The organism is Kangiella taiwanensis (genome assembly GCF_020005165.1).
Taxonomy (GTDB): domain Bacteria; phylum Pseudomonadota; class Gammaproteobacteria; order Enterobacterales; family Kangiellaceae; genus Kangiella; species Kangiella taiwanensis.
Genome location: NZ_JAHCLT010000002.1, coordinates 667635 through 685183, shown reverse-complemented (window position 1 = coordinate 685183; position 17549 = coordinate 667635). Strand labels below are relative to the sequence as shown.

Below are 17549 nucleotides of genomic sequence, written 5' to 3'. Positions count from 1 at the left end.
TTCGTATGCAGCCACTGTTTTCTGTCGACAGCATTAAAACGATCGAGCGTGCCTTTGTTGAGCAGCAAGGAATCGCGCTATACGAGCTAATGCAACGTGCTGGCGCTGCCGCTTTTGAACGAGCGAGAGGATTGTGGCCACAAGCAAACCACTGGGTGATCGCAACCGGCGCCGGAAATAATGCGGGCGACGGTTTGGTGGTCGCGCGTCATGCCTTGAGAGCTGGCTTTGATGTAACCTTGATTGCGTTGAAGCCTTACAGTGAATTTGAAGGTGATCCGCAGCAAGCGTGGCAAGAACTGCTGTCCATCAAAAAAGAAACCCACCAAAGGTTTGATATCCTTGGTTATGAAGAGGCGCTGGAAAAGGATTTATCGTTCGGTGACGTTGTGGTTGATGCCTTGTTGGGAACTGGTGTTAAGGGTGATTTAAAAGAGCCATACTGGCAAATTATTGAAAAGCTCAACCAGCTTAACTGCGCCAAGCTTGCTTTGGATATTCCGACGGGCATATATGCCGACAGCGGTAATTGTGCTAAGAAAGAAGGGCTGGATACGGTTTTTAGCGCGGACGCCACGGTGAGCTTTGTGGGTTTGAAAGTGGGTCAACGGTTAAACCATGCTCTGGCTCATCAAGGCCAGTTGATTTTAGAACCTCTTGGGGTTCGTAACCCGTTAGCTTTTGGCGTTACAGCAGAAGCTTGGTGGAGTGATATCCATCACTTAAAGAGTAAGTTACCACGCCGCTCCGAAGTTGGGTCTAAGTTTGACTGTGGGCACGCGCTTATTGTCGGTGGCGGGCAACACCTTGGTGGTGCAGCAATCTTAGCAGCGACTACAGCTATTCGCACGGGCGCTGGACTTGTGTCTTGTTGGCTGCATCAAGATAATCAAAGCGCTGCTTTGGCGAGCTACCCAGAAGTCATGTGGCGAGGCTTTTCATCTGACGCAGATTTTAGTGATCTGAGAAACTTAGAGCGTTATCAAAGTCTTGGATTTGGGCCTGGCTTGGGGCGTGATGATGTCGCTGGGCAAATATTCACTAATCTTATGTCTTCGGTCGTGGATAACGATATTGACTGCGTGCTGGATGCTGATGCTCTGTATTGGTTAGCTGAAAAATCATCCACAAAATTGCCCGAGCGAGTCATTATTACGCCTCATGCCAGTGAGGCACGACGTTTACTTAACGCACAGCAAGATGACGTGCTGTCGTCTGGTCGAATTGAGCCGCAGTTAAGCGTAGATACAGCTTATATTGAGCACAATCGTCTGAAAGTCGCTCGACAATTAGCAAAAAAGTATCAGGCAATTTGTGTGCTTAAAGGTGCTGGGACCGTGATTAGCGATGGTGAGCAGACTTTTGTGATGGCTGGAGCCAGTGCTGCCATGATGACGGCAGGTTTGGGTGATGTTCTAACAGGACTCATTACCAGTTTCATCGCGCAAGGAGCGGAGCCAATGGGTGCTGCGCTGCTTGCTACTGAGTTACATTACGAGGCGGCGATAGTTGCAGCTGGAAACCGACGTCGCGGTGTTGTGGCCTCTGAAGTGATTGAAGCACTCAATGTTTGGATCAATCAACTGGAACACTAATTGGGGGATAACCATTGGAAACTAAGGTATGTGACAAGCCGCGTTTAAGCTTTTTATTAACCAATGAGCATGAAACCGTTGCTTTAGGTTTAGCCTTATCGGAACTGTTACCCCTACCATTTGTCATTTATATGTATGGTGATTTAGGGGCTGGCAAAACAACATTTGTTCGAGGCTTGCTACAAGGAATGGGGCATCAAGGTGCCGTGAAGAGCCCTACTTATACGCTGGTTGAACCCTACAATCTGCAGAGTAAGGCGGTGTATCATTTTGATTTGTATCGCTTGGCTGATCCCGAAGAACTGGAGTTTATTGGAATTCGTGAATATCACGACGATGATGCGCTACTGATATTCGAATGGCCTGATAAGGGTGAGGGCATGATCCCTGAAGCAGACTTAGTGATTGGACTTGAGTATATGGACCGTGGGCGTAAAGCCGACTTTATGTTTAGTGATGTAGCGCTAGGCCAAGATATAGCGCAAAAAATCCGGCAAATACTGGCCGAAGACTAGCCAAGGCGCGCTATTTTGTGCCAAAATCAAATGGAGCAGTAACTGCAAAGTGACAATGATAAAAACGAAACTGACCAGAACATTACTTGCCGCGACCTTAATGTTTGGCTTTGCAGCTCAAGCTGCAGTGATCAAAAGCATGAGGTTTTGGCAATCTCCTGAATCGACGCGTGTGGTTTTTGACTTAACATCACCCGTTGAGCATGAACTGACTGTCTTAAAAAATCCTGACCGAATTGTTGTTGATATCCCCGAATCTCGCGTATCCGTTGATCTAAGCCAGCTTGAGATTAAAAGTGATCTGGTTAAACGGGTTCGTCAAAGCAAACCACCGAAAGAAGGTGTGTTGCGTTTGGTATTAGATCTTACCAAAAGCGCAGAGCCTAAAAGCTTCTCTCTAAAACCCTATCAAGAATACGGTGATCGTCTGGTCATAGACTTAGTGGACGAGAAGCGTGAAGTGATTAAGCCACCAGAGTCAGCGACCGGTGCTGACCGAGACATTGTGATTGCCGTTGATGCGGGACACGGTGGTGAAGACCCTGGCGCGATGGGGCCTAGTGGCACCCGAGAAAAAGATATTGTGTTGATGTTGTCTAAAGAACTTGTATCGGCGATTAATGCAGTGGATGGGCTAAAAGCGGTCATGGTTCGAAAAGGGGACTACTATATTCCACACCGTCAACGGACTGATATTGCTCGCAAGCATCGGGCCGATTTATTTGTTTCTGTCCACGCCGATGGATTTAAAAGTCCACACGCGAAAGGCGCGTCAGTTTGGGTGCTAAATTTATATGGCGCTAAATCTGAGGTGGCGCGCTGGATGAAGCTGCAGGAAGAGAAATCTGAACTGCTGGGTGGTGTTGATAGCACGGTGATGCTGTCTGAATACGACAACTCAGTTCGCTCGGTGTTACTTGACTTGCAGATGGAGAGTTCGATTGCTGAGAGTTTTAAGGTTGGTAGAGAAGTGCACTCAGCAATGAAGCGTGTCGCGCCAAAAATGCATAAAAACTATGTCGAAGAAAACTCGTTGTTGGTGCTCAAAAACCCCGACATTCCTTCTATTTTGGTTGAGTCAGGTTTTATTTCAAACCCAGGCGAAGAGCGTTTGCTGAAAACCTCATCTTACCGTCGAAAGTTAGCTGGCGCTGTTAAAGATGGTATTGTTGGTTACTTTAAGCAGCATGCGCCCGACGGTACGAAATTTGCCAGTCTGTATCGAAAAAATATTTATCACGTCAAGCGTGGCGATAGTTTGATTAAAGTCGCTAAACGTTTTAATACCAGCGTGAATGAAATTAAAAAAGCTAACAAAATGACTTCAAATACCGTGCGTATTGGTCAAAAGTTAGTCATCCCACGCAGCTAGTCTGAGCGTTAATCTTTGTGATGCAAATTAAGAAGCTATCTCCGTTGTTAGCTAACCAAATTGCTGCTGGTGAAGTTGTCGAGCGTCCTTCATCTGTGGTCAAAGAGTTGTTGGAAAATGCTGTGGATGCTGGGGCGACGCGAATACAGCTGGATATTGAGCGAGGTGGCACTCGCTTGATTCGCATTACTGACGACGGGCATGGGATTGAACGTGATCAGCTTGAGCTTGCGTTGGCGAGGCACGCCACCAGTAAAATTCAATACACCGATGATCTTAAAGCGATTCACACCCTTGGCTTTCGAGGTGAGGCGTTGGCGAGTATCAGTTCAGTAGCTCGCTTGAGTTTGAGCTCTAAAGCTTCCAACAGCGCTAGTGATGCTGCCGGCTGGTCTGCGATTGCTCAGGGGCAGGATATGGCGGTTGAGCTTCAGCCTCGTCCGATGCCCGTTGGCACTATCGTTGAAGTCAGAGATCTGTTCTTCAATACGCCAGCGAGGCAGAAATTTTTACGCGCAGAACGCACCGAGTATGTGCATATCGAAGAAACCTTGAAACGAGTTGCATTGGCGTCCTCACAGGTCGCTTTTACATTGAAACATAATGGTAAGGTGACAAAACGCATCCCAGCGGCACAGTCCCCAGAGCAACAAAAACAACGCATTGGCTCGATTGTCAGTAACCGCTTTCTTAGCCAGGCATTACATCTTGATACTCGTATCGATAGTTTACGGTTATGGGGCTGGTTATCACGCCCTGAGCATCATCAAAACTCCAACTTAAGCCAATATGTTTTCGTTAATGGTCGAGCGGTTCGAGATCGCACTTTGAATCATGCTATCAGACAGTCCTATCAAGATTTGTTACCTACGGGCCGCGTGCCTGCGTATGTATTGTATCTTGAGTTAGACGCGGAGCAGGTGGATGTTAATGTTCATCCAACCAAGCACGAAGTTCGTTTTTCTGATGCCAGACAAGTGCATGATTTTATATCGCGAGCAGTTGCAGAAGCTTTGCAGCCCCAAAACGAGGTACTATCGGCTGATGATTTGTCACATGTAGAGGAAGTGAGTAGGGCTTATGAACCTGCGCCGAGTCACTTCACTTCAGCAGAAACACAAAAGTCCAGACTTAAAGACGAGTATTACCATCCCAGATTAGAGGCGGGGATTTCTGTCGACTCTAATGCTGAGTTACAACCGCCACAATCCTCGCGACAGTCGCATGTGCGTGAAAGCCACTACCAGTCTTATGCACCGAGATCATCATCACAAGCGTCGAATAAGGCCGGCAATTTTATTGTAGTAAACGAGCAATATTTAATGCAGCCCGAAAACGAGCGCCTGGTGATTTTGGACATTAAACGTTTTTGGCTGAACTACACCGCTCATTTACTAAAGCAGGAATGGCAAAACGGTGTGGTTAAGCAGAAACCGTTATTAATTCCACAAAGACTAGGGATACCTGTGGATGAAGTGTCCGATGAGTTTATTCAACTTTGGACTAACTTAGGATTTGATTTGAATCTGACGGGGCCTAAGTCGGTTGCGTTGCGCAAAATACCTGCATCGGTCATGCACTTTGACATCTCGCAACTAACACAAGATTTGCTGTATAAGGAGTCTCAACAGGCTTCACTATCCAGTCTTGAAGAATTGCAATCACAGTTATTAGATTCGCTTCCTGATTACTGGAAGCCGGAGCCAAGCTGCGCTTGGTTAGAACTATTACAGCCGTTAAGGTGGCGCCAGTCCGATTACTGTCATGAATTGTCAGGCAGTGACATTGGAGCCTGGTTAACAGTTCAGGCCACCACACCAAGACACATAGGTTAAGGCCTTACCGATATTCGATATGCCAATAGCACCAAATAAACCCAAAGCAATATTTATTATGGGGCCGACCGCCTCAGGCAAAACCGATCTTGCCATGCGATTGGTCCAAGAGCATCAGTGTGACATTATTAGCGTTGACTCAGCGATGGTTTATCGAGGCTTGGATATTGGTTCCGCAAAACCTACAGCAGAAGAGTTAGCACTAGCGCCGCATCGTTTAATTGATATTTGTGACCCAAGTGAACCTTATTCAGCGGCACAGTTTAGGGACGATGCCTTGCGTGAGATGGCCAATATAGTTGAACAGGGCCGCACGCCTCTTTTGGTTGGTGGCACCATGCTCTATTACAAGGCGTTACTAGAAGGAATGAATAATCTGCCTGACTCTGATCCACAAGTGCGTCAGCAACTGCAGCGTCGGTTGGATTCTGAAGGCCTGCAAAGTTTGCATCAAGAGTTAGCCATGGTGGATCCTGACTCGGCCCAGCGAATACATGAAAACGACCCGCAAAGGACTTTGCGAGCGCTTGAAGTGTATCAAATCACGGGTAAGTCTTTGTCGCAGTTGCACTTCGAACAGCAACAAGAAGAGTTTCCTTACCAGGTGACGCAAATTGCAGTTGCCCCAGAGGACAGAACCTTTTTACATCAAAGAATTGAGACACGGTTCCACTTAATGATGGAACAAGGGTTCTTGGATGAAGTCAAAGCTTTGCACAATAGAGGTGATTTGAGCAGTGATTTACCCGCTATTCGTTCAGTAGGATACCGACAAATGTGGCAACATTTAGAGGGGGAGATAACTCTGGACGAAGCGATTGAGCGTGGAATTATTGCAACGCGTCAACTTGCAAAGCGTCAATTTACTTGGCTCAGAAGTTGGTCTGACCTACACTGGGTTGAGTCTCAGAGGAACCCATCTGAGATTTATCAGGACGTGACGCAATTATTAAAATTGGGCTAAAACAGCGCATATCTTATTGATATACCTCGATCCGCCTGATTAAATGATGTACACTTTCACTTGGAATTCGTTCCAATTTGATTTGTAGAAGTAATAAAAGAAGCGATTAGTTTGAGAAGAGTTTTTGCATAAAAAAAGCTAATCGAATAAACATAAATGAATAAAGAACAGGAGAGAGCAATGTCAAAAGGGCAATCACTACAAGACCCTTTCTTGAACGCACTTAGAAGAGAGAAAGTTCCCGTATCGATTTACTTAGTAAATGGCATAAAGCTACAAGGTCAGATCGAGTCTTTTGACCAGTTTGTCATTTTACTTAAAAACACGGTAAGCCAGATGGTTTACAAGCACGCGATTTCGACGGTCGTACCGATTCGTAACGTTCGTGGTCATTACCAAAATAATGAAAACGGCGGCCAGCGTGATGATCAGGGTAGCCAAGGGGGTATGGGCGGTCCTGGTGGTGGCATGGGTGGTCCTATGTCCAGCGGCAGTGGTGGCGGTGGTTATACCGGTGGCCCAATGGGCGGTCTGTAAACCCCACACAAAACCTACCATTCATATTCTGATACAACGACCTGCTGGTGTATTGCAGCGGGTCGTTTTACACTATTCATTTCATAGTTAACCACAACTGTTGAGGTTGTTTATTGTTTGACCGTCACAGTGGCGGCGAATCCGCCATCTTGGTTCATATAGATTTCGATCAGGAATCCAATCAAGAAGATCTACAAGAATTCGTTGAGCTTGTTCGCTCCGCGGGGCTGAAAGTGATGGATATTGTCACAGCCAAGCGTCACTCCCCTGATCCCAAATACTTTATTGGTAAAGGAAAGATCGAGGAGATTCAAAGCGTTAAGCAAGCGACTGAGGCGAATGTTATTATTTTCAATCATAACCTAGCTCCTTCCCAAGAACGTAATATTGAGAAGGTAGCCAAGTGTCGTGTAATCGACCGAATCGGTTTGATTTTAGACATTTTCGCGCAGCGTGCTTTTACCTTCGAGGGCAAGCTCCAAGTCGAATTAGCTCAACTAAGGCACCTGTCCACGCGCTTGGTCCGAGGGTGGACGCACTTAGAGCGCCAAAAAGGTGGTATTGGTATGCGTGGTCCTGGTGAAACGCAACTTGAGACTGATAGACGTTTAGTGCGAGATCGTATCAAGCACATTGAGAAACGTTTAGATAAAGTCGGTCGTCAGCGTGAACAAGGGCGTCGCTCACGTAAGCGTGCCAATATTAAAACCGTATCTATCGTTGGCTACACTAATGCTGGCAAATCGACGTTATTTAACTTACTGACAGAAGCTCAAGTGCTCGCCGAAGATAAGTTGTTCGCAACGCTTGACCCAACACTGCGTCGAGTATCATTACCGAAAGGAAGTGATGTGATCTTGGCTGATACTGTGGGCTTTATACGCCATCTACCGCATGAACTGGTGGCAGCATTCCGTGCAACGCTAGAAGAGTCGGTTGAAGCTGATATTTTACTGCACGTCATTGATGCGGCGAGTGAACGTCGAGATGAAAACATTGAGCAAGTGTTAGAAGTATTGACTGATATCGGTGCTAATGAAATCCGCACTTTAGAAGTGTATAACAAAATTGATATGATAGAGGGCGCAGAACCTAGGATTGATCGTGATGATGAAGGTTTGCCAATTAGAGTTTGGACTTCAGCGATCAAGGAACAGGGAGTTGAGCTACTTCTCGAAGCCATCGAAGAGCTGGCCGAGGAGAAGCAATTCAGTGCTAAGTTGCGTTTACCGCCACAAGAAGGACGTTTGCGTGGTTTACTGTATGAGTTACAAGCTATTGAAGAAGAGGGTGTTGCGGATAATGGTGACATGCTTTTAGATATCAGACTTGAGCAAGCTGACTGGATCCGCCTCGGGCGGCAGCTAGAGAAAGATTTGAACCAGTTTGTGCTCAGTTCATGATATTATGTGTTTACGAAAAAATAGGTTACGAAAAAGTAGTTACATTGAGTAGGGCTGGTAAGCCCTTAATTTATTTGTGGTTATTTCAATAAAACAGTAATTGGAGAAGTGTCTATGGCCTGGAATGAACCGGGTAATAATAATCAAGACCCTTGGGGCAAGAAACGCCCTAACAATAATAATGACCTTGATGACATGATCAAAAAAGCCGGTGAGAAGATTGGCGGTATTTTTGGTGGTGGTAGTGGTGATGGCAAGAAAAGTGACAGCAGCAAACCGTTTATCATCATAGGTCTTATCGTTCTAGTCGCGTTTTACGTGTTTAAAGGTTTTTATACCGTAAAAGAGGCTGAAAAAGCAGTTATTACACGATTCGGTGCTTATGATCGAACCGTTGGACCTGGTTTGGGTTGGGCGCCATTCTTAATTGATCGCGTTTACAAAGTAGACGTCAATACTCAATTAAAGAAAGAAATTTCAGGTACTATTTTGACGAAAGACAAGAACATCGTTGATGTCGACTTTACGATTGTTTATCGCATCGATGTGCCAGAAGATTATCTATTTAATGTGAATCATCAAGATAAAACTATTGAGCAGGTTGCTGAAGCTGCGATTCGTCAAACCGTTGGTCAGTCGCTGATTGATGATGTGCTGAAAGATAATAAAACGCGCATTATGGATGACACCTTGGTTGAGATGGAAAAAATTCTTGAGCCTTACAACATGGGTGTAGAGATTTATGAAGTCAACATGACGGAGTCCAAGCCACCGATTGATGTACGTCCGGCGTTTGATGATGTCACCAGCTCTATCAGTGATAAAAAGCGTTATGTTCAAGAAGCTACAGCGTATCAAAACGATAAACTACCAAAAGCAGAAGGTCAGGCAGCTCGGATTATTAATGAAGCGGAAGCTTATAAAAGCCAAGTGGTGGAGAAAGCCCGTGGTGAGGTTGCCCGTTTCCAGCAACTGCTTCCAGAGTATGAGTTAGCACCAGAAGTCACGCGTAAACGACTATACTTAGAAACGGTTGAGCGCGTCCTATCCAGTGTAAGCAAAGTCGTTATCGATACGGAAGGTAGTAGCAACTTAACGTACTTACCTTTGGATAAAATAGTGAATAAGAATAAGTCTCCAAAATCAAACGGAGGTCAAAATAATGAATAAGGCTCCTATTTTTGGTTTCCTAGCATTGCTAGTGATTATCGTCATATCATCCAGCTTGTTTATCGTAAAAGAGCAACAAAAAGGTTTTGTACTGCGCTTTAGCCAAGTGCTTAAAGACAACCAGGGTAATCCTGAAGTCTATGAGCCAGGTATTCACGTTAAGATACCATTTGTCGATAGAATTCAGTTGCTTGATTCACGTATCCAAACGTTTGACGGAAAAGCAGACCGTATTACTACAGCAGATAAAACGGATTTGATTGTTGATACCTACGTTAAATGGCGTATCAGTGACTATGCTCAGTTTTATTTGCGTACTCAGGGTAGCGTTGATCGAGCGAACGGTTTCGTCGACCGTTTCGTGGATGCTTCAACGAGGGCTCGATTTGGTACGCGTGATATTGAGGAACTAATTTACAAGGACCGCGACGAAACGATTAAAGAAATCAAATCAGAAGTAGCGTCGAAAACTCCTGAGCTTGGTATTGAAGTCGTTGATATTCAGGTGAAAAAGGTAAATTACCCAGATGAAATTCGTGGCAAAGTTTTCCAGGAAATGATTTCTGAGCGTGCTGAGTTTGCATCAGCAAACCGCGCAGAGGGTAGTAAAGAAGCTGAGAAAATCCGCTCACAAACAGACTCTCAAACAAAGATCATCTTAGCTGAAGCTGACCGCAAGGCGCGTGAAATACGAGGCCAAGCTGATGCAGAGGCCGCAAAAATTTATGCAGAAACTTATAACACGAACCCAGAGTTTTATGCGTTTTTACGAAGCCTAGATGCCTACCGTGAATCGTTTAAATCTTCGGATGATGTTTTAGTGATAAAGCCAGACAGCGAATTCTTTAAGTACTTTAAAGATGCTGAAGGCAGTAACTAGTATTACTAGAAACGAAAAGGGCCAGCTTAGCTGGCCTTTTTTAATGGATTTCCACTATTGGTTTTTTAAAGCGTGGAGGAAGTGACTATGTCGGAAGAGTGGTTGATTGCATTGGGTTTAGTGCTGGTTTTGGAAGGGCTCATTCCAACGCTGGCACCAAAAGCTTGGAAGAAGCTGGTTAGCGATATGGCCGCTCGGCCTGATGGGCAGTTGAGAGTGACAGGTCTCATACTAATGCTGCTTGGACTGGGCTGGGTTTTTTTCGTCAGTTAATTCTTTGATTGGCTTAAAGTGAGCTGTAGCTTTTCGGAATAACTTATTGAAATGCTGGCGGTATAACTAAAACCTATTTAAGAGTGGCGAAAATTTGAGCTTTTTTATAAAAAAAGGGGGATTTTCGCTGACGATAACGGTAAAATGCGCGGTTTGGTGTCCGTGTTAGGACAACGAACGATTCGTCTACAAACGCATCTACAAAAGTAGGGTAAAGAGTTTAGTAATGGCACAAAGTGTTGTGGTTTTAGGCACCCAATGGGGTGATGAAGGTAAAGGTAAGATTGTTGATTTATTGACTGAACAGGCGGGCGCGGTTGTGCGCTACCAAGGTGGTCATAATGCGGGTCATACATTAGTCATTCATGGAGAGAAAACCGTTCTCCACTTAATTCCATCAGGCATCTTGAATGATGATGTCATGTGCTACATCGGTAACGGTGTTGTACTTGCGCCAGACGCTCTTAAAAAAGAGATGGATATGCTGAAAGAGCGCAACGTTCCTGTTGAGCAGCGCTTGCGTGTCAGCCCAGCTTGTCCATTAATCCTGCCTTATCATGTGGCGCTAGATAATGCTCGTGAAGCAGCGCGCCACCCTGAAAAGAAAATCGGCACGACTGGCCGCGGTATTGGCCCTGCTTACGAAGATAAAGTGTCTCGTCGCGGCTTACGGGTCGAAGATTTGTTTGATGAAGCGCGTTTAGAGGAAAAGTTACGTGAAGTGATGGAACTGCATAACTTCGCTTTGGCGCAGTACTACAAAGCTGACGCTATTGATATTGAAGATACTTTGGCATTGTGTAAAGAATATGCCAAGTGGTTAAAGCCAATGGTTGCAGACGTACCTGCTATTTTGGCGAATATGCGACGCGACGGCCAGAAGTTGATGTTTGAAGGTGCGCAAGGCACCTTGCTCGATATCGATCATGGTACTTATCCTTATGTAACCTCTTCAAACACGACTGCGGGTGGCGTCGCCACTGGGGCAGGCGTTGGTCCTCGTCATATCGATTATGTGTTAGGTATCACTAAAGCCTACACGACTCGCGTTGGTGGAGGTCCATTCCCAACTGAGTTGTTCGATGACGTTGGGCTTGGTCTGGCTAAACGCGGTAATGAGTTTGGTGCAACCACAGGTCGTCCACGCCGTTGTGGCTGGTTGGATGCCGTTGCACTGAAACGTGCAGTTGATATTAACAGCGTATCAGGTCTTTGTATGACCAAGCTGGATGTGCTGGACGGTCTGGAGACAGTGAAAATTGCTGTTAAATACAGATGCCCAGAAAATGGTGAGTTAGAAAACACACCCTGTGGCGCTGAAGATTACGAAAAGCTAGAGCCAGAGTACATTGAGTTACCGGGCTGGAGCGAAACAACGTTTGGTGCGCAGTCTTTAGACGACTTGCCACAAAACGCATTAGACTTTATTGCTAAGGTTGAAGAACTAGTGGGTGTTCCTGTTGATATTATCTCGACTGGCCCCGATCGCGTTGAGACGATTATTAAGCGTCATCCATTTGAAGCTTAAAGCTTAAGACTTCATCGCAATGAATTTAAAAAGCGACCTTAGGGTCGCTTTTTTTATGCTCGACAACATTGTATATTATTTATCCACAACAATAAGCAATAGGGAAATTAAGTATGACGCAGGCTGTAGCCACGGAAATGAAACCATCACGCTTGACGGGTTTAGATGTACTACGTGGCATCGTGATCTTATCCATATTAATCATCAATATTAACTACTTCTCTACTCCAGATTTGATCCGCTACAACCCGATGGCATTTGGCGAGTTTACTGATCTCGATAAGTGGGTGTGGTTTTTAGAGTACAGCTTAGTCAAACAACGTTTCATGACATTACTGGCGTTGCTATACGGCGTTGGCATACTGTTGTTTGCAACCAAGTATGAAAAGCTGGGAGTTCATCCTACTAAGCCTTTTTTTGCTCGCTCGTTGTTGTTGCTAGTGTTTGGCTTAGCCCATGCCTATTTAATTTGGGACGGTGATATTCTAGTGGCGTACGCGATTTGTGGGGGCATCGTGTTTTGGTTGAGAGCATTGCCTGCTGTGTGGCTCGTCTTGATGGGGCTAGTATTGACGTTTGGTGTCGTCGCTCCGAATATTCTGAGTGCGAGTCAGGCGATGATAACGCCGCCAGAGACGCCAGGTTATTGGTTGCCCGGCAATCCTGCTGAGGCCCAGCAATATGCTGTGCAAAAGTATCAAGGTTCTTGGTGGAGCTTAACGCCTGAGCGTATTGCGAAAGCATGGGAAAGACAATCTTGGGACTTTATCTATTTTACCTTGTGGCGCTGTTGCGGTCTTATGTTGCTTGGTATGGGCTTGTGGAAGTGGGGTGCTTTGCAGTCGGAGAGAGTACTGAAGCAACTAACACTTTGGGGGCTTTTTATTGGCCTAATTATTTCCTTGGGCTCAACCTTGCCACTGATTGCGTCAGATTTTGATTACGCTATTTTTGTTGGCATTAATAGCTTGGGCTTTTATATTGGTAGCATTGTGTTGGCTCTGGGCTATTTAGGTCTGGTATTGTGGTGGGGGCGGACAAGCCTACTGCCGACTCTAAAAGCTGTCCTGGCAAAAGCAGGGCGTATGGCATTCACGCTTTACATTATGCAGAGCCTAATGTGCGCCGTCATTTTCTATGGCTATGGTTTTGATTTATATGGAAAAGTGAGCAGAAGCGAGTTGTGGGTTTATGTTGTTGGAATATGGGTATTCCAGTTAACTTTCGCGGTTGTTTGGTTTCAGTATTTTAAGCGTGGTCCGCTGGAGGCTGTGTGGCGTAAAGGCTATGAGTGGGTTGGTCGTTAGTAGAAATACTGTATGGCACCTCAGTCAATGATAATTAAAATCTATCATTATTATAATAATTAAATAATATTACTATCGCTTGTTCACTGATACATTAGATCTCAACAACTACAAATTAAGCTTTGTAGTCAGATTTTTAGAAGGAGAGACAAGTTATGAGTAACAAAGATAAAAAGCCTGGTTGTCCATTCATGACTCACAGCAATGGTGCGCCTGTGGTGGATAACCAAAACTCAATGACTGCGGGCCCTAGAGGACCGTTGTTATTGCAAGATGCTTGGTTTCTAGAAAAAATGGCCCACTTTGATCGCGAAGTGATCCCTGAGCGTCGTATGCACGCTAAAGGCTCTGGGGCTTATGGAACCTTCACGGTAACTCACGATATTAGCAAATACACTAAAGCAAAAGTCTTCTCGGAGGTTGGTAAGAAAACCGATGTTTTTGTACGATTCTCGACGGTTGCTGGTGAGCGTGGAGCGGCTGATGCGGAGCGTGATATTCGTGGTTTTGCAGTCAAGTTCTACACGGAACAAGGTAACTGGGATTTAGTAGGAAATAATACCCCAGTGTTTTTCTTGCGTGATCCTTTGAAATTTCCGGATCTAAATCACGCCGTAAAGCGCGACCCGCGAACTAATATGCGCTCTGCAAACACCAACTGGGACTTCTGGACTTTGCTACCAGAAGCGTTACACCAGGTGACCGTTGTGATGAGTGATCGAGGCTTACCCAAAACGTATCGTCATATGAATGGTTACGGTAGCCACACTTTTAGCTTTATCAGCGGTGATAACAAGCGTTACTGGGTTAAATTCCACCTAAAAACACAGCAAGGCATTGAAAACCTAACCGACCAAGAAGCAGAGGAAATCGTTGGTAAGGACCGAGAGTCTCATCAGAAGGATTTATTGGATGCGATTGATAACGGTGATTACCCACAATGGAAAATGCAAGTTCAGATCATGCCTGAAGAAGATGCAGAAAAGTACCATATTCATCCTTTCGATTTAACCAAAGTGTGGCCGCATGATGATTATCCCGTCATGGACGTCGGTATTTTAGAGTTAAATCGTAATCCAGAGAACTATTTCGCTGAAGTGGAACAAGCCGCGTTTAATCCAGCGCACGTAGTTCCTGGTATTGGTTTCTCACCTGACAGAATGTTACAGGGTCGTTTGTTTTCATACGGTGATGCCGCGCGTTATCGCTTAGGTGTGAACCACTCACAAATTCCCGTGAACCAACCTAAGTGTCCAGTACACAGTTATCACAGAGATGGTGCTATGCGTGTTGACGGTAACTTTGGATCGACTAAAGGCTATAACCCTAACAGCTATGGTTTATGGGAAGAACAGCCAGACTTTGCAGAGCCACCGTTAAAAATTAGTGGTGATGCTAAAAACTGGGACTTCCGTGAGGATGACGACGATTACTACAGTCAACCAGGAGACTTGTTCCGACTGATGTCGAAAGAGCAACAGCAGTTATTATTCGATAATACCGCCAGAGCCATCGACGGTGCAGAAAAACATATTAAAATTCGCCATGCACGCAACTGTTATAAAGCCGATCCAGCTTATGGTGAAGGTGTTGCAAAAGCCATGGGTGTTGATGTGGAAGAGATTAAGTCTTAGAAGTAAAAGGTCAGGCGGCGCCTGACCTTTTTTCTGGCCTTACTAATCCGCGCGACTCATAAATTTCTTTTCTTCGACGTTGATTTTAACTTTCTCGCCAGTCGAAATGTATTCAGGAACCTGAATGGTTAAGCCGGTGGAAAATTCAGCGGGCTTGGTTCTTGCTGTCGCAGAGGCGCCTTTGATGGATGGGTCGGTTTGTTCAATAACCATTTCAACGGACTGTGGTAATTCTAGACCAACGACCTTTTCGTCGGCAATCACGACTTTCAAATCTTGAATATCGTCAGTGATGAATAAAAGTTCATCTTCAATATCGTCACGGTTGAAGGTGTATTGACTGTAATCTTCACTGTCCATAAAGATAACGGTATCACCTTCTTCATAAGAGTAAGTGGCAGCGCGTTTAGTGAGGTCAACTAAAGTTAGCTGGTCGTCGCCTTTGAATGTCTGCTCGACTTTAGAGCCAGCTTGCACATCCGTAAAACGCATTTTATATAAAGTCGCCGCGCCACGAGCGCTAGGACTGCTGACTTCAATATTTTTAACAACTAACAATTTACCGTTATGCTCAACGGCCATGTTTCTTTTTATGTCACTAGCTTTTGCCATTGGAATGGTCTCTGTGTTTTGAGTTGAGTTTATTGTAATGGCTTGGTGATGTCTTGGAAAGTGGAAGTATATTGGTTGTTACTTTTCTTGCATAGCCAAGAAAAGTAACCAAAAGAAGGCTACCCCCGTCGTGAGATCCTACGGATTGCCCTTGCCAGTAAAAATCATGACGAGCCGTCAAACGAAACGTCCTGTTTCGTTTTGACTAAATTAGGCTTCCCTGCCTAATTTGCTCTATGATTTTATAATGGCTTCGGCTGACTCAAAGGGGGGATAAAGAGCCAAAGCCTATAGCGACTTCTTGAAGAATTCCGCCAAATCTTGCTTTAATTTAATCAAATCGTGCTCACGAATATACATCATGTGGCCTGATTCATAGTAGTACATATGAACATTGTCTTGCAGTTCTTGCGGTAAGCCCATGTGCGAGAAAGTGTACTCTGTGGCAAAGAACGGCGTGGCGAAGTCGTAGTAGCCGTTGCCCACGTAAACCTGCATATCAGGATTGCGTAACATGGCACTGGTCAGCTTATCGCTGATGTCGTTGCTTTGGCGATTAAAATCTTTGTAATTCCAACTTTTTACGCCACCGCCAAGGATGTGATAGGGCAGGTCAGATTTATAATTAAGCTCTTTCGACAAGTAGGTCATCAAAGTTTCGGTATAGGTGCCGTGTATCGCCATATAGCTTGGATCGCGATACCCCTGTTTGTTCATGGCATCGAGTTCTGGCGTGGTGAAACGGCTATCTAAGCGACCAACAGTTTCGCCTTCTTTGCGGTTCACATTGTGTAAAAAGTCGTTGAGCGTTATGCGCAAATCATTTTCCAATACTAGATCTACCGATAAGCCAGTAAAGTCAGCGACGCGCTCAGCTATCGCGAGCTTACGACGTGGCTCGAGGTTGTCGCCCTGTAGTAATGCTAAAGCATAATCGTTTAAGGCGAACTCTTTAGCTTGTTCGACCGAAGCTTGTAAATCGTTACTGAGTGGGGCTTTAAGTTTTTTGTGATACCAGGCTGCCGCTGTATAGCTCGGTAGCATAGTGATAGGCGCTAAGATGCCGTTGCGGTCACTAAAGTCGTCTAAACGGAAATCTAGAACGCTTGAGATCAACATGATGCCATTAAAGTAAACGCCATGGTTTTGACCCATGTGATAAGCGATACCCGCTGAGCGAGTCGTACCGTAACTTTCGCCCGCTAGAAACTTGGGTGAGCTCCAACGCTCGTTGCGCGTCATGTAAAGACGAATAAACTCTGATACGGTGCTGATGTCTTCCCATACGCCGTGAAAGTCTTCATTCTTACCTTTATCATGAGCACGACTATAGCCAGTGCCGACAGGGTCAATAAAGACGATATCCGTTAAGTCGAGAATTGAATATTCGTTATCAATAAAGTTAAACGGTGGTTTTAGCGGAAAACCTTCTTTGTCCATGACCACGCGCTTTGGGCCGAGCGCACCCATGTGTAACCAAACTGACGCAGATCCGGGGCCGCCATTATAGGCAAAAGTGATCGGGCGGTTTTTTGGATTGGCGCCTTTTTTAGTGTAGGCAGTAAAAAAGATAGAACCAATCACTTCGTTCTTATCATTGTAAACAAACGAATTACCTGTGGTGGCTTTGTATTTAATGGTTTTGCCACCGACGTCAGTAGAGTGTTCGGTAACGACAGTTCTTTCTTCAGGATACGGGTTTGGTGCAGAATCTTTTTGCTTGTCAGCAAGTGTAGCTTGGCTCATAGTCAAGCTAATGGCCAGTAACGCTGAGTATGCGAGTTGTTTCATGGTGTCTCCCCAAAAACATACGATGTAACAAAGTAAGTTTAGAGACTACCAAGTTCGGCGCCCATGGCAAAGTTAGAAACGCCGATTAACTCACCGATAAATCGTAACAAGATGTGAAAAAGCCGCTAAGAGA

The 17549-nt window shown here is 45.2% G+C and carries 14 protein-coding genes and 1 pseudogene; 13 read left to right on the top strand and 2 right to left on the bottom strand.

From position 1 onward, the window contains the following. Positions 1–5 precede the first annotated feature (5 nt). From KFK88_RS08745 to KFK88_RS08680, 13 genes and pseudogenes are all read left to right on the top strand, one after another. Complete coding sequence (locus tag KFK88_RS08745) at positions 6–1595, top strand: NAD(P)H-hydrate dehydratase (protein ID WP_223578651.1); 1590 nt, start codon at positions 6–8, stop codon at positions 1593–1595. Positions 1596–1609: 14 nt separating this feature from the next. Further along, positions 1610–2110, top strand: a complete 501-nt coding sequence (tsaE, locus tag KFK88_RS08740) for a tRNA (adenosine(37)-N6)-threonylcarbamoyltransferase complex ATPase subunit type 1 TsaE (RefSeq protein WP_223578650.1) — start codon at positions 1610–1612, stop codon at positions 2108–2110. Between the two features lie 55 nt (positions 2111–2165). Next, positions 2166–3482: an N-acetylmuramoyl-L-alanine amidase gene (locus KFK88_RS08735; RefSeq protein ID WP_223578648.1), complete on the top strand. Its 1317-nt coding sequence runs from the start codon at positions 2166–2168 to the stop codon at positions 3480–3482. 20 nt (positions 3483–3502) lie between these two features. Next, positions 3503–5317 carry a DNA mismatch repair endonuclease MutL gene (mutL, locus tag KFK88_RS08730; protein WP_223578646.1) on the top strand — a complete coding sequence of 605 codons (1815 nt, stop codon included), beginning with the start codon at positions 3503–3505 and terminating at the stop codon, positions 5315–5317. 19 nt (positions 5318–5336) lie between these two features. Beyond that, positions 5337–6281, top strand: a complete 945-nt coding sequence (gene miaA, locus KFK88_RS08725) for a tRNA (adenosine(37)-N6)-dimethylallyltransferase MiaA (protein WP_223578644.1) — start codon at positions 5337–5339, stop codon at positions 6279–6281. Positions 6282–6461: 180 nt separating this feature from the next. Next, a pseudogene (gene hfq / locus KFK88_RS12030) lies at positions 6462–6809 on the top strand (RNA chaperone Hfq); the annotation flags it as partial. A 122-nt stretch (positions 6810–6931) separates the two neighbouring features. Further along, positions 6932–8221 (top strand): ribosome rescue GTPase HflX, encoded by a 1290-nt coding sequence (gene hflX / locus KFK88_RS08715; RefSeq protein WP_223578640.1) that lies wholly within the window; start codon positions 6932–6934, stop codon positions 8219–8221. A gap of 114 nt (positions 8222–8335) precedes the next feature. Continuing rightward, the gene (gene hflK / locus KFK88_RS08710) at positions 8336–9391 is read left to right on the top strand and encodes an FtsH protease activity modulator HflK (RefSeq protein ID WP_223578638.1); all 1056 of its coding nucleotides are present in this window, start codon (positions 8336–8338) and stop codon (positions 9389–9391) included. Then, positions 9384–10271: a protease modulator HflC gene (gene hflC / locus KFK88_RS08705; protein ID WP_223578636.1), complete on the top strand. Its 888-nt coding sequence runs from the start codon at positions 9384–9386 to the stop codon at positions 10269–10271. Before hflK ends, hflC begins: the two co-directional genes overlap by 8 nt. Positions 10272–10358: 87 nt before the next feature. Then, positions 10359–10544 (top strand): DUF2065 family protein, encoded by a 186-nt coding sequence (locus tag KFK88_RS11935; protein ID WP_263296394.1) that lies wholly within the window; start codon positions 10359–10361, stop codon positions 10542–10544. Positions 10545–10770: 226 nt separating this feature from the next. Continuing rightward, the gene (locus KFK88_RS08690) at positions 10771–12072 is read left to right on the top strand and encodes an adenylosuccinate synthase (protein ID WP_223578634.1); all 1302 of its coding nucleotides are present in this window, start codon (positions 10771–10773) and stop codon (positions 12070–12072) included. 113 nt (positions 12073–12185) lie between these two features. Further along, positions 12186–13379 (top strand): DUF418 domain-containing protein, encoded by a 1194-nt coding sequence (locus KFK88_RS08685; protein ID WP_223578632.1) that lies wholly within the window; start codon positions 12186–12188, stop codon positions 13377–13379. 155 nt (positions 13380–13534) lie between these two features. Next, the gene (locus KFK88_RS08680; RefSeq protein WP_223578630.1) at positions 13535–15013 is read left to right on the top strand and encodes a catalase; all 1479 of its coding nucleotides are present in this window, start codon (positions 13535–13537) and stop codon (positions 15011–15013) included. 42 nt (positions 15014–15055) lie between these two features. Here the strand turns inward: KFK88_RS08680 and efpL are convergent, their stop codons facing one another. Continuing rightward, positions 15056–15625: an elongation factor P-like protein EfpL gene (gene efpL, locus KFK88_RS08675; protein ID WP_223578628.1), complete on the bottom strand. Its 570-nt coding sequence runs from the start codon at positions 15623–15625 to the stop codon at positions 15056–15058. A 288-nt stretch (positions 15626–15913) separates the two neighbouring features. Then, positions 15914–17416: a S10 family peptidase gene (locus KFK88_RS08670; protein ID WP_223578626.1), complete on the bottom strand. Its 1503-nt coding sequence runs from the start codon at positions 17414–17416 to the stop codon at positions 15914–15916. Between the last annotated feature and the right edge of the window lie 133 nt (positions 17417–17549).